The following is a 21,284-nucleotide window of genomic DNA, read 5'->3' on the forward strand; positions in this document are numbered from 1 at the left end:
TCCGGTCGGGGCTTGTAGATAGCTTGCCAGAGCCGTTCGATATGTCAAACGACGGAACAGGGCTTTGTGGCCGGGAATACGCCGGTTTTCAAGGGCTGAAACCGGTGCAGGCCCGTGGTGGCGAGGGTTTGGCGGGGGTTAAGGTCAATAATATTTAACGATGCAGTTGGGTCTTTGCAGCGGTGCAATGAAGGTGTCGCCTGTTCCGGCCTCTTCGCGGGCATGCCCGCTCCCACAGGTTGATCACCGGTCTCGAAGGCCGAGGGGATCCTGTGGGAGCGGGCGAGCCCGCGAAGAGGCCGGAACAGGTGTCAGTGCAGTATTTGCGCCAGGAACCCCTTGGCCCGCTCGGTACGCGGCTGGTTGAAGAATACCTGCGGCGGGCTGTCTTCGATGATCTGCCCGCCCTCGAGGAACAGCACCCGCTCGGCCACCTGGCGGGCAAAGCCCATTTCATGGGTGACGCAGAGCATGGTCATGCCGGTGCCGGCCAGCTGCACCAGCACATCCAGCACCTCGGCGACCATTTCCGGGTCCAGCGCCGAGGTGGGCTCGTCGAACAGCATTATCCGCGGCTTCATGCACAGTGCCCGGGCAATAGCCACGCGCTGCTGCTGCCCGCCAGACAACTGACTGGGGTATTTGTGCGCCTGGCTTTCGATACCAACCTTCTTCAGGTACATGCGCGCCCGCTCTTCGGCATCCTTGCGCGACAAGCCGCGCACGCTTGTGGGGGCCAGCAGGCAGTTGTCCAGCACGCTCATGTGCGGAAACAGGTTGAAGTGCTGGAACACCATGCCGATATCGCTGCGCACCTGCGCCGCTTCGCGGCTGGTGGCCGCCAGGTCGATGCCATCTACCTTGATGCTGCCCTGCTGGGCCACTTCCAGGCGGTTGATGCAGCGGATCAGGGTCGACTTGCCCGAGCCGGACGGCCCGCAGAGCACGATGCGTTCGCCTTCGCGCACCTGCAGGTCGATGTCGCGTAGCACGTGGAATGCGCCGTAGTGCTTGTTCAGGCCTTCGATGCGGATCAGCACCGGGCGCGGGTCGGGTTCGGGGGCAAGGGTGGCAAGGCTCAGTGGTGCGGTCATCTTGTTGTTCTCCCGCAGGGGTTCAGTCGAAACGGGTCGCGCTGTAGGGCGCGGGGTCGGTGAAGGGGCGTTCGCCGGTGACCAGTTCGGCCACCAGCCGGCCGCTGACCGGGCCCAGGGTGAGGCCGTGGTGGGCGTGGCCGAAGTTGAACCACAACCCCGGGTGGCGCGGCGCCGGGCCGATCACCGGGCGCATGTCGGGCAGGCATGGGCGACGACCCAGCCAAGGGGTGTCGTCCAGGCGCTCGCCCAGGGCAGGGAACAGCTTGCGCGCCAGGGCTTCGCAGCGGCCCAACTGGATCTGGTTGCCCGGCGCGCTGCTGGCGTCGAACTCGATGCCGGTGGTCAGGCGCACGCCGCGGGCCATTGGCGCCAGCACGTAGCCGCCCTGGGTATCACAGATAGAGTGCTCCAGTTGCGCACCGTCACGGGTGCTGTAGTGCATGTGGTAGCCACGTTTGATCGCCAGCGGGATCTGGTAGCCCAGGCCGTTGAACAGGTCGGCCGACTGCGGGCCGAGGCACGCCACCACCTCATTGGCGGTAATCGGGCCGCGGCGGCTGTCTACCCGCCACTGGCCGTCGACCTGGCGCAGGCTGCGTGCATCGCCATGCAGGAACTGCCCGCCGCGTTGCATGAACAGGGTGGCGTAGCCGCGGGTGAGGGCACCGGGGTTGTTCACGGTCTTGGGGTCGAGCCAGTGAATGCCACCGACCACGCTGGCGTCCAGCTGGTGCTCGCGGGCCTGCAACTGCCCGCATTCGAGGATTTCGAACTGCAGGCCATAACGGGCGAGGCCCTTGGCGTCGGCCTTGGCCTGCTCGAACAGTGCCGGCTCACGGAACACTTCGATCCAGCCTTTGGCCTGTACCAGCCCTTCCAGGCCGGCAGCAGTAATGAAAGCGTCGTGCTCTTCGACGCAGCGCTGCACCAGCGGCAGCATGTCGGCAGCGGCCCCGGCCAGGCGCCCGGGGGCCGACTGGCGCCAGTAGCGCCACAGCCACGGGGCGGCCTTGGGCAGGTGCAGCAGGCTGTAGCGCACATCGGGCTGGCGGTTCAGGCCGTAGCGTAGCAGCGCGCCCAGTTGCCGGGGGAAGGCATAAGGGATCACGCTGGAGCGCTCGATCAGCCCGGCGTTGCCGTGGCTGGTGCCGCTGCCCGGTTCGTCGCGGTCGATCAGGGTCACCTGGCGCCCGCGGGCCTGCAGGTGCAGCGCGGTGCTGACGCCGACGATGCCGGCGCCGAGGACAAGGGTCTGGCAATGCATGGAGCGTATCCTTCGGTCAGTTCAGGTGGCGGCCCAGGCGGGCTTCCAGGTGCTTCAGCAGGCGCCGCACCAGTTCGACGATCAGCAGATAGAGCACGGCGGCCCACAGGTAGATCTGGAAGTCGAAACTGCGCGAGAAAGCCAGTTTGGTCACGCCCATAAGGTCGTAGATGGTCACCAGCGAAGCGATCGCGCTGGCCTTGATCATCAGGATCAGTTCGTTGCCCAGCGGGCCGATGGCCACCAGCAGCGACTGCGGCAGGATCACCTTGAAGAAAGTGGTCGAGCGCTTCAGGTTCAGCGCCCGTGCCGCCTCATGTTGCCCGGGGGCGACGGCCATCAGGCTGCCGCGGAAGATCTCGGCCTGGTAGGCGGCGGTATTCAGGGTGAACGCCAGCAGGGTGCAGAACCACGCCTCGCGGAAGAACCACCACAGGCCGACGTCCTGCCAGAAGCCCTTGAGCGAGCCCAGGCCGTAATACAGCAGGAACAGCTGGGCCAGCAGCGGCGAGCCGCGGAAGAAATACACGTAGCCAGCGGCCATGCGCTGCAGCAGCAGGCTGCGTGACATGCGCGCCAGGGCCAGCAACAGGCCGAGCACGGCACCCAGGCTGAAGGAAATCGCCACCAGTTTGGCGGTTACCAGCAGGCCATCGAGAAAGCGCGGCCCGTAGCGGTCGAGTAGCTCGGGGTCGAGGACCAGCGCCAGCAGTTGTTCGAAGCTCATGCGCGTGCTCCTTGCAGGTGGCGGTTGCTGCGCCGTTCGATGAAGGCGAACACCTGCCCGGAAAGTGCGGCGAACAGCAAGTAGCCCAGGCAGGCGACGCCATAGAAGAACATCGGCTCCTTGGTCACGCTGACCGCCAGGTTGGTCTGGCGCATCAGGTCGACCAGCGAGATGGTGGATACCAGCGAGGTGTCCTTGAGCAGCGACAGCCAGTTGTTGGACAGGCCGGGCAGGGCGATGCGGGTCAGTTGCGGCAGCAGCACCTTGAAGAAGCCGGTGCGCTTGCTCAGGCCCAGCGCCGAGCAGGCTTCGAGCTGGCCCTTGGGCAGGGTCTTGAAGGCGGCCAGCCAGATCTCGCTGGAAAACGCGGCGAACACCAGGCTGAAAGCGATCATCGCGGCGAGAAAGGTATTGATCAGGAACTCACCCTGGTAGCCCATGGCCGCGAGGATCTTCTGCGCCGCGATCTGGCAGCCGTAATAGATGATCAGCAGTGTCAGCAGTTCGGGCAGGCCCCGGAACACAGTGGAGAAGGTGGTGGCCCAGGCCCGCGGCAAGCGCTTGCGCGAGCGTGCGGCGAGGGCGACAACCAGGCCCAGCGGCAGGCCGATGGGCAGGCAGGCCAGGGCCAGGGACACGGTGACCAGCGCGCCGGCCAGCAGCGCCTGGCCCCAGCCTCCGCTGGCGAAGGACAGCAAGGACAATTGATCGAGCATGACGAACACCTTGTGTTGACCTCACCGGCCCCATCGCCGGCAAGCCAGCTCCCACAGGTACATCTCTGTTCTTCAGGTCAGTGAGCAACCTGTGGGAGCTGGCTTGCCGGCGATAGGGCCCGGCCAGGCAATGAGGGCTTGAAGATCAGTTGTAGATATCGAAAGCGAAGTACTTGCTGGCGATCTTCTGGTAGGTACCGTTGGCCACGATCTGTTGCAGTGCAACGTTCAGGCGCTGGCGCAGGGCTTCATCGTCCTTGCGCACGGCAATCGCGGCATCGGCCTTGGTGTCGGCGACATCGCCGAGGATCTTGCAGCAATCCCCGCCGTTCTTGGTCATCCACTCGTGCAGCGGGAATTTGTCGGCAATCACGCCGTCCAGGCGGCCCGCGGCCAGGTCGGCATTGGCTTCGTCCATGGTCGGGTAAAGCTTCACGTCGGCACCGGCCTTGGCGTAGACGTCTTCGGCGTAGATGGCCTGGGTGGAGGACGACTGGGCGCCAACGGTGTAGCCGTCGAAGTTGGTCTGGGCGTCGCTGATCTTGCTGTCCTTGGCCACGGCGACGGTCAGCGGGGTGCGGTAGTAGTGGTCGGTGAAGGCGATCTTCTTGCGCCGTTCTTCGGTGTTGATCATCGACGCGACCACTGCGTCGTACTTGCGTGCCATCAGTGCCGGGATGATGCCTTCCCAGTCCTGGGCCACCAGCGTGCACTCGACCTTCATCTGCTCGCACAGGGCATGGGTGATGTCGATGTCGAAGCCGTGCAACTGGTTATTGGCGTCGACATAATTGAAGGGCGGGTAGGCACCCTCGGTGGCGAAGCGCAGGGTTTCGGCACTGGCGGCACCCGACAGCAGCAGGGCGCACGCACCCACCAAGGCCATGGTCTTGTTCATATCGCACCTCATTGCACTCTTGCTATTGTTGTTTTCCCGTCGACCACGAGGTGTAGCCGACGAATTCGTTATGTAGAGCGGCAGTTGCTTCCAAGCGTTTTTCAACATCCGGTCCGAGCTTCTTGCAGACCTCGTTGACCATCAGGTGCACCCACGACAGCATGGTCGAGGTGGACTCCCAGAACAGGTTGAACTCGGTGGGGATGCGGAACACCTCGTCGGCGTTGGCATCCGCCCAATCACAGAAGGGGTCGGTCACCAGGGTGACCGCTATGCCAGCCTCGCGCGCCTTCTGGCACAACAGCAGGGCATGGCGGGAATAACGGCGGGCTTCGAACACCACCAGGGCGCTATCTTCGGCGCGTCCCAGCAATACTTCGCCAAAGTGCCCGGCACCGATATCGACCAGTTGCACGCCATCGCGCAGGTACTGCAGCAGGTGGCTCATGCACATGGCGATGCCGCGCTCGGTCTGGAAACCGGCGATGAACACCCGCTGCTTGCTCGCCAGGCGCTGCGCGACGCAGTGCCAAGCGCTGCTCTGGCGATACTCGTGCACGCGCACCAGGGCGGCGATTTCCTGCTCCAGGCTGCCGGCGTTGTCACTGCCGTCCTGGTTCTGGCGGTAATCTTGCAGGCGGTCACCTACCAGCCATGGGCCATCGCCCAGGTCGTTTTGCAGGTCTTGCTTCAACGCCTTGAGGTGGGCATAACCCAATGAACGGCAGAAGCGGCCGACACTGGATTCGCTGACACCCAGCTTGACGGCGATGCTGGCCGAGGTCTGGAACGGCAGTTCGTGCAGGTTGGCGAGCATGTAGCTGGCGATCTTGCGGCCCGAAGCAGCGGCCCCTTCAAGGCTGTTTTCCAGGCGTTGCTTGATCGGTTGGCTCATGCTGCGGCTCCAGGGGTAAGGCTTGTGAAAGAAAATGGCTGTTTTCTGTCATCAAGTCAACATTTGACAGATAGCTGTCACATGCAGGAAAGTTTTTGTCGTTGCAACGCTGTAGCCATTCCAATTCCAACAAGGAGCTTCAGATGTCCGCACCTTCCACCAGCACCGTCGTGCGTGTGCCTTTTATCGAGCTGCAGGGCCTGTTGCAGAGCATCTTCCAGCGCCATGGCTGCAGCGACAGCGTGGCCCGGGTGCTGGCCTACAACTGCGCCAGCGCCCAGCGCGATGGTGCGCATAGCCATGGGGTATTCCGCATGCCCGGTTATGTCTCGACCCTGGCCAGCGGCTGGGTCGATGGCCAGGCCACGCCGAAGGTCAGCGACGTGGCGCCCGGTTATGTTCGTGTCGATGCCGCGGGCGGCTTTGCCCAGCCTGCGCTGGCGGCGGCCCGTGAATTGTTGGTAGCCAAGGCGCGCAGCGCCGGTATCGCCGTACTGGCGATCCACAACTCGCACCACTTTGCCGCGCTGTGGCCGGATGTTGAGCCATTTGCAGACGAAGGCCTGGTGGCCCTGAGCGTGGTCAACAGCATGACCTGCGTGGTGCCGCACGGCGCCCGCAAGCCGCTGTTCGGCACCAACCCGATCGCCTTTGCCGCACCTTGCGCCGAACATGACCCGATCGTTTTCGACATGGCCACCATGCGCCATGGCCCATGGCGATGTGCAGATTGCCGCCCGCGCTGGCCAGCAGTTGCCGGAGGGCATGGGGGTGGATGCCAATGGCGAGCCGACCACCGACCCCAAGGCGATTCTGGAGGGCGGTGCTTTGCTGCCATTTGGCGGGCACAAGGGCTCGGCCCTGTCGATGATGGTGGAGTTGCTGGCGGCGGCGCTGACCGGCGGGCATTTCTCCTGGGAGTTCGACTGGTCGGGGCACCCGGGGGCGAAGACGCCATGGACCGGGCAACTGATCATCGTCATCGACCCGAGCAAGGCCGAGGGCGAGCGGTTTGCCCAGCGCAGCCGCGAGCTGGTCGAGCAAATGCAGGCGGTGGGGCTGACGCGCATGCCGGGCGAGCGGCGTTACCGCGAGCGCGAGGTGGCCGAGGAGGAGGGGGTGGCGGTGACCGAGCAGGAGTTGCAAGGCCTGAAGGAGCTGCTTGGCTGACCCGGGCTCTTCGCGGGCACGCCCGCTCCCACAGGGGGCATCACAGGTTCCGGATATTGTGCATGACCTGTGGGAGCGGGCATGCCCGCGAAGAATCCAGCACAGATCTTGAGCCATGCAATGTTGCATAGACAACCTTGCACAATAGTTGATGTTCCTGAGCCCGCACTCCGGTTATGCTCAGGGCTGCCTTTTCGAACTGTCCTGATCCAAGGAGCTGCACGCTGTGTTCAAACATGTCGATGCCTATGCCGGCGACCCGATCCTCTCGTTGATGGAAACCTTCAAGGCCGACCCGCGCGCCGACAAGGTCAACCTGAGTATCGGCCTGTACTACGATGAGGCCGGCGTGGTGCCGCAACTGGCGGCTGTGGATGCGGTGGAAAAACGCATCGCCGGCCAGGACCACGAAGCCTCGCTGTACCTGCCGATGGAAGGCCTGGCCAGCTACCGCCAGGCGATCCAGGCGCTACTGTTCGGCGCCGACCACCCGGCCGTGACCGGCGGGCGCGTGGCTACCGTGCAGACCGTGGGCGGTTCCGGCGCACTGAAAGTCGGTGCCGACTTCCTCAAGCGCTATTTCCCGCAGTCCGAAGTCTGGGTCAGCAACCCGACCTGGGACAACCATCGCGCCATCTTCGAAGGCGCCGGCTTCAAGGTGCACACCTACCCGTACTTCGACCAGACCACCCGTGGCGTGGACTTCGACGGGATGCTGGCCACCCTGCAGACCCTGCCGGCCAACAGCGTGGTGCTGCTGCACCCGTGCTGCCACAACCCCACCGGTGCCGACCTGGAACAGCACCAGTGGCAACAAGTGGTTGAAGTGGTCAAGGCACGTCAACTTATCCCGTTCCTCGACATCGCGTACCAGGGCTTCGCCGAAGGCCTGGTGGAAGACGCCTACGCCATCCGCGAAATGGCCCGCGCCGGCGTGCCGTGCCTGGTCAGCAACTCGTTCTCGAAGATCTTCTCGCTGTACGGCGAGCGGGTCGGCGGCCTGTCGGTGGTCTGTGACGATGACGCCACTGCCCAGAGCGTGCTCGGCCAGCTCAAGGCAACCGTGCGCCGCAACTACTCCAGCCCGCCCAACTTCGGCGCCCAGCTGGTCGCTGGCGTGCTCGGCGATGCCGCCCTCAATGCCCAGTGGGCCGAGGAAGTCGAAGTGATGCGCAAACGGATCCTCGACATGCGCCAGGCGCTGGTCGATGCCCTGGCCGTGCTGCTGCCAGGCCAGGACTTCCAGTTCTTCCTGCGCCAGCGCGGCATGTTCAGCTACACCGGCTTCAGCGTCGAGCAGGTGCGCCGCCTGCGTGACGAGTTCGGCGTGTACCTGATCGACAGCGGCCGCGTATGCATGTCCGGCCTGCGCCCGGCCAACCTGCAACGGGTTGCTGAAGCGTTCGCTGCCGTTCAGAAGTAACCCTCCAGGGGCCCTGCGCGGCCCCTCCTGTGGGACCGCAGCCCTTCCGGGCTGCGCTGTCGCGCAGGGAACTCTGCCCGCAAACCCACCGCATTCGGTGTGGGAGCCGCGCTTGCCGGCGATGGGCTGCGCAGCGGCCCCAAAGTCCCAAGTCAATAACAATTCGTCAGAAGGGTGCCGCCTGCATCGGGCCTGCTTCGCAGCCCATCGCTGGCACATTGGTTTCAAGGCATGTGCAGCTAGACTTGAACAGCTCTCGCAAGGTCCAAACCACCTGTCACTTTTGCCAGTTGTGTCATAAGGCCCAGCCGCCAATACTTGCTCGTCCGTAAAGACTCCAAGTGCGAGAGGGAGTAATGAGGCTGTTTTATTGTGCAGGGCAAGCTCACACCTTCAAGTCGAAAGAGGATGTTCAACAAATCATTCGCCATGGTCGAGAGGTGCTAGCAGAGTACGATACGGCTGCCCGAGTTGTGTGGGGAGACAAACAAGCCTCGGTCTTGGGGAGTGTGGGGTTAAAAGGTGCTCGCAGTATTCACTACAGTGCCTACGGAGGGAGTGGGTCCGCTGCCAACTTGCCAGGCCTGATCGGTTATGCCGGATACTACTGGGACGCACTTTTTGGTCACTATACACTTGGCAATGGTTGCCGTAGTTACAGTCCTGGCTTGATGCGATTTTTATCTCCTGATCGCTTTTGTCCCTTTGGTCGAGGCGGTCTAAATGCTTACGGCTATTGCGCAGGGGATCCGGTAAATAATATTGATCCGGATGGGCACGCTCCAGTCACGCTCTTGAGCGTTTTCAGTAGACTAAATAGCGCTTTTAGTCGAGTGACTGGATCTTCGCTGGTACCAATTGTAACTGCAAAAAAATATGAAGGAAAAATTGTATTTCGCTTGGGCGGTCTCACAGCGTTCGAATCCAATAAACGGTCGGGGCGAAATCTACCGAAACTTTATATTAGTGCGCATGGAGTGCCTGGGGCCATTAGTGTTGATCCAGATATTAATGTGCATGTTCCGCTGTCTGTTCGGAGTCTTCACGATATGCTTGTCCAAGGGGGCGTAGAGATGCAAGGAAGGCAAACGCACTTTCTTGTTTGCTATTCCGCGATGAAATCTCCAACAACGGGAAAATCTGTGGCATCTGAAATGGCGGCGCTAACAAATGCCCAGTCTTCAGGGTATACCTCCACGGTTGGAGCTTGGGAGGGTACAACAAGCGAAGGGTACACGTTTGCGAAGGTACATGGCCTTTTGGGTGGAACATCGACAAAAACACGTGTAGGTGCCATCCGGAATCCACACAAGTTAAAGAAGAACGCCAACCAACTTTCCGAGTGGAGCAGGCAAGGGATTGTCGATAGGCCTCGCGATGCATACTGACGCATCTTTAACTTAGCCTCACCACAGACGGGTTGTCGACTGTAGAGTATATGAATGCCCCCCATCTTGAGGCTCTGTATCTGTCCGAAGGTGCTCGCCTGCCCGGTTTGCACCCGAGAAACCCTCGACGGGTTGCCGAAGCCCTCTCTGCCGTCCAGAAATAACCTTTCAGGGGCCCTGTGCGGCTGCGCCCCCTTTCGCGACGCAAGGCCGCTCACATTTAGCGCGCAGCTTCAGCAGACTCTTCCGCTTGTCATGACAAGTGCAACCGGTCCTCGGAAAAGGGCTTCGCAAGTGCAACCTTTCCGTGCACAATCGCGCTCCCTTTTTCGGTTGAGAATGGCGAAACGTCTATTTCGCCATTCTCAGCCTGTTGCAGTCTTGCGAGTGGAGCTTCACCCGGAATGAATGAGCAGGCCCCAAGCGTTGAACAACGCTTTGCAGAATCGACCCCCGCCACCCTCGGCAGTTGGTCGCGTCACGACACCACCTGGATGCTGGGCCTGTTCGGCACAGCGATCGGCGCCGGAACCTTGTTCCTGCCGATCAACGCCGGCCTTGGCGGCTTCTGGCCGTTACTGATCCTGGCCTTGCTGGCCTTCCCGATGACCTATTTCGCTCACCGCGGGCTGACCCGTTTTGTCCTTTCCGGGCGCAATGGCGGCGATATCACCGAAGTGGTCAAGGAGCATTTCGGCAGCACCGCCGGTGCCTCGATCACCGTGCTGTACTTCTTCGCGATCTTCCCGATCCTGCTGATCTACAGCGTGGCGCTGACCAACACCGTGTCCAGCTTCATCGAGCACCAGTTGCACATGCAACCGCCGCCGCGCGTGATCCTGTCGTTCGTGCTGATCCTCGGCCTGCTGGCCATCGTGCGCTGCGGGGAGCAGGCCACGGTCAAGGTCATGAGCCTGCTGGTGTACCCGTTCATCGTTGCCCTGGCGTTGCTGGGCCTGTACCTGGTGCCGCACTGGACCGGTGGCATTCTCGACAGCGCCGCCCAGGTGCCGCCGACCTCGGCGTTCCTGCACACCCTGTGGCTGGCGATTCCGGTGATGGTGTTCTCGTTCAACCACTCACCGATCATCTCCGCCTTTGCCGTCGACCAGAAGCGCCGCTACGGCGAGCATGCCGATGAGCGCAGCGGCCAGATCCTGCGCCGTGCCCACCTGCTGATGGTGGTGATGGTGCTGTTCTTCGTGTTCAGCTGCGTGCTCACCCTGAGCAGCGCCCAACTGGCCGAGGCCAAGGCGCAGAACCTGTCGATCCTGTCGTACCTGGCCAACCACTTCAGCAACCCGACCATCGCGTTCGCTGCGCCGCTGATTGCCTTCGTGGCCATCGCCAAGTCGTTCCTCGGCCACTATATCGGCGCCAGCGAAGGCCTGAAGGGCATCCTCGCCAAGGCCGGTGCACGCCCTGCGGCCAAGACCCTGGACCGGGTGGTTGCCGCGCTGATGCTGGTGGTGTGCTGGATCGTCGCCACCCTCAACCCGAGCATCCTCGGCATGATCGAGTCGCTCGGCGGCCCGATCCTCGCGGTGCTGCTGTTCCTGATGCCGATGTACGCCATTCGCCGCGTGCCGTCGATGCGCAAATACAGCGGTGCTGCCTCCAACGTGTTCGTAGTGGTGGTTGGCCTGGTTGCGCTGACCTCGGTGGTATACGGCCTGCTGGGCTGATACGCCGCCTGCTGTGACAAATGCCCGGGGCGCTTGTCGCCACCCGGGCATTTTTTTGTCCACAGGAATTGTCCGGCAATAGAACAATTTCACCAGCCCCCATAGGCACCCGGGCGCCTTCGTGCTTAACTCATTGTCCTTTTCAAACCCCGCATAAGGATTTCGTCATGGCTCAAGTGACTCTCAAAGGCAACCCGGTTCAGGTCAAAGGCGAGCTGCCGAAAACCGGCGCCCAGGCGCCGGCTTTCTCCCTGGTCGGTGAAGGCCTGGCTGACAAGTCGCTGAAAGACTACGCCGGCAAGCGCAAGGTGCTGAACATCTTCCCGAGCGTCGACACCCCGACCTGCGCTACCTCCGTGCGCAAGTTCAACGCCCAGGCCAACGATGTGGCCAACACCGTGGTGCTGTGCATCTCTGCCGACCTGCCGTTCGCCCAGGCGCGCTTCTGCGGCGCCGAAGGCCTGGACAACGTGAAGAACCTGTCGACCCTGCGTGGCCGCGAGTTCCTCGAAAACTACGGCGTGGCCATCGCCGATGGCCCGCTGGCCGGCCTGGCCGCCCGTGCCGTGGTGGTGCTGGACGAAAACGACAAGGTGCTGCACAGCGAGCTGGTTGGCGAAATCGCTGATGAGCCGAACTACGATGCGGCGCTGGCTGTACTGAAGTAAGAGTTGTGTGGGGCAGGGCGGGCATCTTTAGCCTGTACCGGCCTCTTCGCGGGTAAACCCGCTCCCACAGGTGCAGTGCAGTACCTGTGGGAGCGGGCAAGCCCGCGAAGAGGCCACCCCAGGCAATACCCTGTAAACGGCCCGGAACCATTTCCGGGCCGTTTTCATTTAAAGTTCAACCCCTTGGCAACGTCAGGCAAAGGTAAACCTCTGGTAAAGGCGCTTTGCTAAAACAATGCCAGTGCTTATCGTTCATCCTCCCCAGGCCGTCATTCCGAACAAGGTTCGTTCAACCCATGCAAGCGTCCAATTCCCGTTCCCCTCGTCGCTGGCTCGTTGGCCTGCTGATCCTGCTGCTGGTGGCTGCACTGGCCTGGTGGCTATGGCCTGCAGCGACACCTGCGCATAAAGAAGGCAGTGCCGGGCGCGGTGGCAAGGGCATGGGCATGATGGGCGGCCGCCCGGGCTTTGGCGGTTCCAGCGACCCGGTGCCGGTGCGCGTCGAGCCGGTGCGGGTGGGCGACTTCCCCCTGTACTACAAGGCCCTGGGCACAGTCACCGCGACCAACACCGTCAACGTGCGCAGCCGCGTGGCTGGCGAGCTGGTGAAGATCCACTTCAAGGAAGGCCAGCAAGTCAAGGCCGGCGACTTGCTCGCCGAGATTGATCCGCGCCCGTACCGCATCGCCCTGCAACAGGCCGAAGGCACCCTGGCGCAGAACCAGGCGCAGCTGAAGAACGCCCAGGTCGACCTGGCCCGCTATAAAGGCCTGTACGCCGAAGACAGCATCGCCAAGCAAACCCTCGACACCGCCGAAGCGCAGGTAGCGCAGTTCCAGGGGCTGGTGAAGACCAACCAGGCGCAGGTCAACGATGCCCGCCTGAACCTCGATTTCACCCAGATTCGCGCGCCAATCAACGGCCGCGTGGGCCTGCGCCAGCTCGACCTGGGCAACCTGGTGGCGGCCAACGACACCACCGCGCTGGTGGTGATTACCCAGACCGAGCCGATCAGCGTCGCCTTCACCCTGCCGGAAACCGAGCTGAGCACCGTGCTGGAGCGCTACCGCAGCGGTGCCACCCTGCCGGTCGAGGCCTGGGACCGCAGTGACAGCAAGCTGCAGTCTACCGGCGTGCTGGGCAGCATCGACAACCAGATCGACACCACCACCGGCACCCTCAAGTTCAAGGGCCGCTTCGAGAACAAGGACCTGGCCCTGTTCCCCAACCAGTTTGTCAACGTGCGCCTGCTGGCCGATACCCTCAAGCAGGTGACCCTGGCCCCGGCGGCGGCGATCCAGTTCGGCAACGACGGCACTTTCGCCTATGTGGTCAACGCCGAAAGCAAGGTGAATGTGCGCAAGCTCAAGGTGGGCGCCAGCGACGGCGAAAACACCGTCATCCTCGAAGGCCTCAAGGCAGGCGACCGCCTGGTGCTGGAAGGCACCGACCGCCTGCGCGAAGGCACCCAGGTGGAAGTGGTGGAGGACAGCTCGCAGGTGCCGACCACCCCGGGCCAGCACCTGCAAGGGCAGGAAGCCAAGGGGGCGGCACGCGCTGGCGATGTGCAGCCTGGTCAAGCACAGCCAGGTAGCGCAGCAGGCAAGGCGGGCGCATGAACCTCTCGCGCCTGTTCATCCTGCGGCCGGTTGCCACCACGCTGAGCATGCTGGCCATCGTTCTGGCCGGCCTGATCGCCTACAAGCTGCTGCCGGTTTCCGCCCTGCCGCAGGTGGATTACCCGACCATCCGGGTCATGACCCTGTACCCCGGCGCCAGCCCGCAGGTCATGACCAGCGCCGTTACCGCACCGCTGGAGCGCCAGTTCGGCCAGATGCCAGGCCTGGAACAGATGGCCTCGACCAGCTCCCGGCGGCGCCTCGGTGCTGACCTTGCGCTTTAACCTCGACATGAACATGGACGTTGCCGAGCAACAGGTGCAGGCCGCGATCAACGCCGCCAGCAACCTGCTGCCCAGCGACCTGCCGGCGCCGCCGGTGTACAACAAGGTCAACCCGGCCGACACCCCGGTGCTGACCCTGGCCATCTCCAGCAAGACCATGCCGCTGCCCAAGCTCAACGACCTGGTCGATACCCGGGTGGCGCAGAAGCTCGCGCAGATCAGCGGGGTTGGCATGGTCAGTATCGCCGGCGGCCAGCGCCAGGCGGTGCGGATCAAGGTCAACGTCGATGCCCTGGCCGCCAACGGCCTGAACCTGGAGGACGTACGCACCCTGATCGGCGCCTCCAACGTCAACCAGCCCAAGGGCAACTTCGACGGCCCGACCCGGGTCTCGATGCTCGACGCCAACGATCAGCTGCGCTCCCCTGAGGAGTACGCCAACCTGATCCTGGCCTACAACAACGGCGCACCACTGCGCCTCAAGGACGTGGCCGAAATCGTCGACGGCGCCGAAAACGAGCGCCTGGCCGCCTGGGCCAATGAAAACCACGCGGTGCTGCTGAACATCCAGCGCCAGCCGGGCGCCAACGTCATCGAAGTGGTCGACCGTATCAAGGCCCTGCTGCCGTCGATCACCGACAATCTGCCGGCCGGCCTCGATGTTTCGGTGCTCACCGATCGCACCCAGACCATCCGCGCCGCGGTCAAGGACGTACAGCACGAACTGCTGATCGCCATCGCCCTGGTGGTGATGGTCACGTTCGTCTTCCTGCGCCGTTTCAGTGCCACCCTCATTCCGTCGATCGCCGTGCCGTTGTCGCTGATCGGCACCTTTGGCGTGATGTACCTGGCCGGTTTCTCGGTCAACAACCTGACGCTGATGGCCCTGACCATCGCCACCGGCTTCGTGGTCGACGATGCGATCGTCATGCTGGAGAACATCTCCCGGCACATCGAGGAGGGCGAGACGCCCATGCAGGCGGCGCTCAAGGGCGCCCGGCAAATCGGCTTCACCTTGATCTCGCTGACCTTCTCGCTGATTGCGGTACTGATCCCGCTGCTGTTCATGGCCGATGTGGTCGGCCGCCTGTTCCGCGAGTTCGCCATTACCCTGGCGGTGGCCATCCTGATTTCCCTAATAGTATCGCTGACCCTGACGCCGATGATGTGCGCGCGCCTGCTCAAGCGCGAGCCCAAGGAAGAAGAACAGGGCCGCTTCTACCGCGCCAGTGGCGCCTGGATAGACTGGCTGATCAGGCACTACGGCAGCGCCCTGCAGTGGGTACTCAAGCGCCAGCCGCTGACGCTGCTGGTGGCCGTGGCCAGCCTGGCGCTCACCGTGTTCCTGTACATGGTGGTGCCCAAGGGCTTCTTCCCGGTGCAGGACACCGGGGTGATCCAGGGCATTTCCGAAGCGCCGCAGTCCACCTCGTTCGCCGCCATGAGTGAACGTCAGCAGGCCCTGAGCAAGGTGATCCTGCAGGACCCGGCGGTGCAGAGCCTGTCGTCCTACATCGGCGTCGATGGCGACAATGCCACACTCAACAGCGGCCGCCTGCTGATCAACCTCAAGCCTCATGGCGAGCGCGATGTGACTGCCAGCGAGGTGATCGACCGCCTGCAGCCGCAAGTCGACCGGCTGGTGGGCATCCGCCTGTTCATGCAGCCGGTGCAGGACCTGAGTATCGAAGACCGGGTCAGCCGTACCCAGTACCAGTTCAGCCTGTCGTCACCGGACGCCGAGTTGCTGGCGCAGTGGAGCGGCAAGCTGGTGCAGGCGCTGCAGCAGCGCGCGGAACTGGCCGACGTGGCCAGCGACCTGCAGGACAAGGGGCTGCAGGTGTACCTGGTAATCGACCGCGACATGGCCAGCCGCCTGGGGATAAGCGTGTCGCAGATCACCAACGCCCTCTACGACGCCTTCGGCCAGCGCCAGATCTCGACCATCTACACCCAGGCCAGCCAGTACCGCGTGGTGCTGCAGTCACAGGATGCGGCGGTGATCGGCCCGCAGGCGCTGGAGTCGATCCATGTCAAGGCCACTGATGGCGGCCAGGTGCGCCTGTCGGCGCTGGCGCGCATCGAGCAGCGCCAGGCCCAGCTGGCCATTTCCCACATCGGCCAGTTCCCGGCGGTGACCCTGTCGTTCAACCTGGCCCATGGCGCTTCGCTGGGCAAGGCGGTGCAGGTGATCGAGCAGGTGCAAAAGGACATCGGCATGCCGCTGGGCGTGCAAACCCGCTTCCAGGGCGCGGCGCAGGCGTTCCAGGCATCGCTGTCGAGCACCTTGCTGCTGATCCTGGCGGCGGTGGTGACCATGTACATCGTGCTGGGCGTGCTGTACGAGAGCTACATCCACCCGGTGACCATTCTTTCGACCCTGCCGTCGGCGGCGGTCGGCGCCTTGCTGGCCTTGCTCATCAGCGGCAACGACCTGGGCATGATCGCCATCATCGGCATCATCCTGCTGATCGGTATCGTCAAGAAGAACGCGATCATGATGATCGACTTTGCCCTCGAAGCCGAGCGCCAGCAGGGCATGAGCCCGCGCGATGCCATCTACCAGGCCGCGTTGCTGCGCTTCCGGCCGATCCTGATGACCACCCTGGCCGCGCTGTTCGGCGCCGTGCCGCTGATGCTCGCCACCGGCTCCGGCGCCGAGTTGCGCCAGCCGCTGGGCCTGGTGATGGTCGGCGGGTTGCTGGTCAGCCAGGTGTTGACGTTGTTCACCACCCCGGTCATCTACCTGTACTTCGACCGCCTGGCCCGCCGCTGGCGCCCGGCCAATGACGTGAAGCAGGCCGAGGCATGAACCTGTCCGGTCCTTTCATCCGTCGCCCGGTGGCTACCATGCTGTTGAGCCTGGCGATCATGCTGCTGGGCGGGGTCAGCTTCGGCCTGCTGCCGGTGGCACCGCTACCTCAAATGGACTTCCCGGTGATCGTGGTGTCGGCCAACCTGTCCGGCGCCAGCCCGGAAGTAATGGCGTCCACCGTTGCCACGCCGCTGGAGCGCAAACTGGGCAGCATTGCCGGCGTGACCACCCTGACCAGCAGCTCCAACCAGGGCTCCACGCGGGTGATCATCGGTTTCGAGATGGGCCGCGACATCGACGGTGCGGCGCGCGAGGTACAGGCGGCGATCAACGCCACCCGCAATCTGCTACCCAGCGGTATGCGCAGCATGCCCACCTACAAGAAGATCAACCCGTCGCAGGCACCGATCATGGTGCTGTCGCTGACCTCGGACGTGCTGCAGAAAGGCCAGCTGTACGACCTGGCCGACACCATTCTGTCGCAGAGCCTGGCCCAGGTGCCGGGGGTAGGGGAGGTGCAGATTGGCGGCAGCTCGCTGCCGGCGGTGCGCATTGCCGTGGAGCCGCAATTGCTCAATCAGTACGGCCTGTCGCTGGATGAAGTACGCACGGCGGTATCCAACGCCAACCAGCGCCGGCCGATGGGCTTTGTCGAGGACGCCGAGCGCAGTTGGCAGGTGCGTGCCAACGACCAGCTGGAAAGCGCCAAGGACTACGAGCCGGTGGTGATCCGCCAGCAGAACGGCACCATCCTGCGCCTGTCCGACGTGGCAACCATCACCGACGGCGTCGAGAACCGCTACAACAGCGGCTTCTTCAATGACCAGAGCGCGGTACTGCTGGTGGTCAACCGCCAGACCGGGGCCAACATCATCGAAACGGTCGAGCAGATCAAGGCGCAGCTGCCGGCGCTGCAGTCGCTGCTGCCGGCCAGCGTGCAACTGAACGTGGCCATGGACCGTTCGCCAGTGATCAAGGCAACCCTCAAGGAAGCCGAGCACACCCTGCTGATTGCCGTGGTGCTGGTGATTCTGGTGGTCTACCTGTTCCTCGGCAGCTTGCGTGCCTCGCTGATCCCCAGCCTGGCGGTGCCGGTGTCACTGGTGGGCACCTTCGCGGTCATGTACCTGTGCGGTTTCTCGCTCAACAACCTGTCGCTGATGGCGCTGATCCTCGCCACCGGCCTGGTGGTGGACGATGCCATCGTGGTGCTGGAGAACATCTCCCGGCACATCGAGGACGGCCAACCGCCGATGAAAGCGGCCTTCCTTGGTGCCAGGGAAGTGGGTTTCACCTTGCTGTCGATGAACGTGTCGCTGGTGGCCGTGTTCGTCTCCATCCTGTTCATGGGCGGCATCGTGCGCAACCTGTTCCAGGAGTTTTCCATCACCCTGGCGGCGGCGATCATCGTGTCGCTGGTGGTATCGCTGTCCCTCACGCCGATGTTGTGTGCCCGCTGGCTCAAGCCGCAGCAGGCCGGGCAGACCCGCCTGCAGCGCTGGAGCGATCAGTTGCACCAGCGCATGGTCGGTGCCTATGACCACAGCCTGGGCTGGGCCTTGCGCCACAAACGCCTGACTCTGTTCAGCCTGCTGGCCACCATCGGCCTCAACATCGCCCTGTACGTGGTGGTGCCAAAGACACTGATGCCACAGCAGGACACCGGCCAGCTGATGGGCTTCATCCGCGGCGACGACGGCCTGTCATTCAGCGTGATGCAGCCGAAAATGGAAGTGTATCGCCGGGCCTTGCTGGCCGACCCGGCGGTGCAGAGCGTTGCCGGATTCATCGGCGGCAACAGCGGCACCAACAACGCCTTCGTGCTGGTGCGCCTGAAGCCGATCAGCGAGCGCAAGATCGATGCGCAGAAGGTGATCGAGCGCCTGCGCAAGGAAATGCCCAAGGTGCCAGGCGGGCGCCTGTTCCTGATGGCCGACCAGGACCTGCAACTGGGCGGCGGCGGCCGCGACCAGACGTCGTCGCAGTACCTTTATACCCTGCAAAGCGGCGACCTGGCGGCGCTGCGCGAATGGTTCCCGAAAGTTGTGGCGGCGCTGCGTACACTGCCGCAGCTGACTGCCATCGACGCCCGCGACGGTGCCGGCACCCAGCAGGTGACCTTGGTGGTCGACCGCGACCAGGCCAAGCGCCTGGGAATCGACATGGACATGGTCACCACGGTACTGAACAACGCCTACAGCCAGCGGCAGATTTCCACCATCTACGACAGCCTCAACCAGTACCAGGTGGTGCTGGAGATCAACCCGAAGTACGCCTGGGACCCGAGCACCCTCGAGCAGGTGCAGGTGATTACCGCTGACGGTGCCCGCGTACCGCTGTCGACCATCGCCCATTACGAGAACAGCCTGGCCAATGACCGGGTCAGCCACGAAGGCCAGTTCGCCGCCGAAAGCATCGCCTTCGACGTCGCCGAAGGCTACAGCCCCGACCAGGCCATGGCGGCACTGGAGCGCGCGGTGGCCAAGCTGGGCTTGCCTGAGGAAGTGATCGCCAGGCTCGGCGGTAGCGCCGATGCCTTCGCCAAGACCCAGGAGGGCCAGCCGCTGATGATCCTGGGTGCGCTGGTGCTGGTCTACCTGGTGCTGGGTATCCTCTACGAAAGCTACATTCACCCGCTGACCATCCTCTCGACACTGCCCTCGGCCGGCGTCGGTGCCTTGCTGGCGCTGTACGTCACCGGCGGCGAATTCAGCCTGATCTCGCTGCTTGGGCTGTTCCTGCTGATCGGGGTGGTGAAGAAGAACGCCATCCTGATGATCGACCTGGCCCTGCAGCTGGAGCGCCATCAGGGCCTGACACCGGAAGAGTCGATCCGCCGGGCCTGCCTGCTGCGCCTGCGGCCGATCCTGATGACTACCCTGGCGGCGATCCTGGGTGCCTTGCCGCTGCTGCTTAGCCATGCCGAAGGCGCGGAAATGCGCCAGCCACTGGGCCTGACCATCATTGGCGGCCTGGTGTTCAGCCAGATCCTCACCCTTTACACGACACCGGTGGTCTACCTGTACCTGGACCGCCTGCGTCACCGTTTCAACCGTTGGCGTGGCGTGCGCACCGACGCCGCCCTGGAAACCCCGCTATGACTTTTGCCCAGACCCCACTTCACCGCGCTCTGCAGACGCTGACCCGCGGGCGTGGCTCGCGCCTGCTCGGCGCCGGGTTGTGCGTCGCCATGCTCAGCGCCTGCACCCTGAGCCCGGACTACCACCGCCCGGAGCTGAGCAGCACGGCCCAGTTCAAGCATGCCGAAGGCTGGACCCAGGCCACGCCGTCCGATGCCATTGCCCGCGGCGCCTGGTGGGAAATCTACGGCGATGCCGGGCTCAATGCGCTGGTAGAAGAGCTCAACCGCAGCAACCAGACTGTGGCACAGTCGGAGGCCCAGTACCGCCAGGCCCAGGCGCTGGTGCGCAGCAGCCGGGCGGCGCTGTTCCCCAGCCTGGACCTGAGCGTCAGCAAGAACCGCTCGGCCCAGGGCACCGGCAGCTCCAGTTCGAGCCTGTCCAACAACAGCAGCGGCATTCGCAACACCTACAACGCCCAGCTCGGCGTCAGTTGGGAAATCGACCTGTGGGGCAAGCTGCGCGAAACCCTCAACGCCAACCAGGCCAGTGCCGAAGCCAGCCTGGCTGACCTGGCCTCGATCCGCCTCAGCCAGCAGTCGGAACTGGTGCAGAACTACCTGCAGTTAAGGGTGATCGACGAGCAGAAGCGCCTGTTGGAAGCCACTGTGGCAGCTTATGAACGCTCCCTGCGGATGAACGAAAACCAGTACCGCGCCGGCGTCGCCGGCCCGGACGCGGTGGCCCAGGCGCGTACCCAGCTCAAGAGCACCCAGGCCGACCTGATCGACCTGGTCTGGCAGCGCGCACAGTTCGAGAACGCCATTGCCGTGTTGCTGGGCAAGGCCCCGGCCGATTTCGCCCTGGCCGACAGCAAGGCCATTCCGGCGCTGCCGCAAATTCCGCTGGCCTTGCCCTCGCAGTTGCTGGAGCGGCGCCCGGACATCGCTGCGGCCGAACGCAACGTGATGGCTGCCAACGCCAACATCGGCGTGTCGCGGGCGGCGTACTTCCCGGACCTGAGCCTGAGCATGAGTGGAGGGTACTCCAGCAGCAGCTTCAGCAACTGGATCGAACTGCCCAACCGCTACTGGTCGGTGGGCCCGCAGCTGGCACTGACCTTGTTCGACGCCGGCAAGCGCAGTGCCGAGGTGGACCGCACGGTGGCGGTGTATGACCAGACCGTGGCGCAGTACCGCCAGACCGTGCTCGACGGCTTCAAGGAAGTGGAAAACCTGCTGGTGCAATTGAAGGTGTATGGCGATGAAGCGGTGGTACGCCAGGAGGCACTGGATGCTGCCCGCGAGTCGCTGCGCCTGACCGAGAACCAGTACCGCGCCGGGCTGATCGGCTACCTGGATGTGGTCAACGTGCAGACCACGGCACTGAGCAACGAGCGCAGTGTGTTGAACCTGCTGCAGGGGCGCCTGGTGGCCAGCGTGCAGCTGGTTGCCGCGCTGGGCGGTGGCTGGGATGCCGACCAGGCTCTTGCGGAGCAGGATTGAATCGACCTTTGGACGCGGCTCCCTGTAGGAGCGGCCTTGTGTCGCGATCG

13 protein-coding genes and 2 pseudogenes are annotated in these 21,284 nt (G+C 63.8%); 9 read left to right on the top strand and 6 right to left on the bottom strand.

Annotation, left to right across the window (positions count from 1 at the left end; all coding sequences use genetic code 11):
* Nucleotides 1-311: 311 nt before the first annotated feature.
* The 6 genes from QIY50_22080 to QIY50_22105 all read right to left on the bottom strand — a co-directional run bounded on the left by QIY50_22080 (nucleotide 312) and on the right by QIY50_22105 (nucleotide 5,597).
* Nucleotides 312-1,094, bottom strand: coding sequence for an amino acid ABC transporter ATP-binding protein (locus QIY50_22080; protein WGV19966.1), 783 nt, complete (start codon nucleotides 1,092-1,094; stop codon nucleotides 312-314).
* Nucleotides 1,095-1,116: 22 nt separating this feature from the next.
* Nucleotides 1,117-2,361, bottom strand: a complete 1,245-nt coding sequence (locus QIY50_22085; protein WGV19967.1) for an FAD-binding oxidoreductase — start codon at nucleotides 2,359-2,361, stop codon at nucleotides 1,117-1,119.
* A gap of 16 nt (nucleotides 2,362-2,377) precedes the next feature.
* On the bottom strand, nucleotides 2,378-3,088 hold the full coding sequence (locus QIY50_22090; protein WGV19968.1) for an ABC transporter permease subunit: 711 nt from the start codon (nucleotides 3,086-3,088) through the stop codon (nucleotides 2,378-2,380).
* On the bottom strand, nucleotides 3,085-3,804 hold the full coding sequence (locus QIY50_22095) for an ABC transporter permease subunit (protein ID WGV19969.1): 720 nt from the start codon (nucleotides 3,802-3,804) through the stop codon (nucleotides 3,085-3,087). Before QIY50_22095 ends, QIY50_22090 begins: the two co-directional genes overlap by 4 nt.
* Nucleotides 3,805-3,949: 145 nt before the next feature.
* The gene (locus QIY50_22100; GenBank protein ID WGV19970.1) at nucleotides 3,950-4,702 is read right to left on the bottom strand and encodes a transporter substrate-binding domain-containing protein; all 753 of its coding nucleotides are present in this window, start codon (nucleotides 4,700-4,702) and stop codon (nucleotides 3,950-3,952) included.
* A gap of 22 nt (nucleotides 4,703-4,724) precedes the next feature.
* Nucleotides 4,725-5,597 (bottom strand): MurR/RpiR family transcriptional regulator, encoded by an 873-nt coding sequence (locus QIY50_22105; GenBank protein ID WGV19971.1) that lies wholly within the window; start codon nucleotides 5,595-5,597, stop codon nucleotides 4,725-4,727.
* A 143-nt stretch (nucleotides 5,598-5,740) separates the two neighbouring features.
* Between QIY50_22105 and QIY50_22110 the strand changes: the two are divergent.
* The 9 genes and pseudogenes from QIY50_22110 (at nucleotide 5,741) to QIY50_22150 (ending at nucleotide 21,234) form a co-directional block, all read left to right on the top strand.
* A pseudogene (locus QIY50_22110) lies at nucleotides 5,741-6,767 on the top strand (Ldh family oxidoreductase).
* A gap of 226 nt (nucleotides 6,768-6,993) precedes the next feature.
* On the top strand, nucleotides 6,994-8,190 hold the full coding sequence (locus QIY50_22115) for an amino acid aminotransferase (GenBank protein WGV19972.1): 1,197 nt from the start codon (nucleotides 6,994-6,996) through the stop codon (nucleotides 8,188-8,190).
* A 356-nt stretch (nucleotides 8,191-8,546) separates the two neighbouring features.
* Nucleotides 8,547-9,578: an RHS repeat-associated core domain-containing protein gene (locus QIY50_22120; protein ID WGV19973.1), complete on the top strand. Its 1,032-nt coding sequence runs from the start codon at nucleotides 8,547-8,549 to the stop codon at nucleotides 9,576-9,578.
* A 404-nt stretch (nucleotides 9,579-9,982) separates the two neighbouring features.
* Nucleotides 9,983-11,263, top strand: a complete 1,281-nt coding sequence (locus QIY50_22125; GenBank protein WGV19974.1) for a serine/threonine transporter — start codon at nucleotides 9,983-9,985, stop codon at nucleotides 11,261-11,263.
* Between the two features lie 167 nt (nucleotides 11,264-11,430).
* The gene (tpx, locus tag QIY50_22130; GenBank protein ID WGV19975.1) at nucleotides 11,431-11,931 is read left to right on the top strand and encodes a thiol peroxidase; all 501 of its coding nucleotides are present in this window, start codon (nucleotides 11,431-11,433) and stop codon (nucleotides 11,929-11,931) included.
* 296 nt (nucleotides 11,932-12,227) lie between these two features.
* A complete protein-coding gene (locus QIY50_22135; GenBank protein WGV19976.1) occupies nucleotides 12,228-13,550 on the top strand; it encodes an MdtA/MuxA family multidrug efflux RND transporter periplasmic adaptor subunit in 1,323 nt (440 codons plus the stop codon).
* Nucleotides 13,547-16,646 (top strand): annotated as a pseudogene (locus QIY50_22140) (MdtB/MuxB family multidrug efflux RND transporter permease subunit). The gene QIY50_22135 and the pseudogene QIY50_22140 overlap by 4 nt, the downstream one beginning before the upstream one ends.
* Complete coding sequence (locus QIY50_22145) at nucleotides 16,643-19,750, top strand: efflux RND transporter permease subunit (protein ID WGV19977.1); 3,108 nt, start codon at nucleotides 16,643-16,645, stop codon at nucleotides 19,748-19,750. The pseudogene QIY50_22140 and the gene QIY50_22145 overlap by 4 nt, the downstream one beginning before the upstream one ends.
* Nucleotides 19,747-21,234: an efflux transporter outer membrane subunit gene (locus QIY50_22150; protein ID WGV19978.1), complete on the top strand. Its 1,488-nt coding sequence runs from the start codon at nucleotides 19,747-19,749 to the stop codon at nucleotides 21,232-21,234. Before QIY50_22145 ends, QIY50_22150 begins: the two co-directional genes overlap by 4 nt.
* The last annotated feature ends 50 nt before the right edge of the window (nucleotides 21,235-21,284 follow it).

It is taken from the genome of Pseudomonas putida (genome assembly GCA_029953615.1).
Lineage (GTDB): Bacteria > Pseudomonadota > Gammaproteobacteria > Pseudomonadales > Pseudomonadaceae > Aquipseudomonas.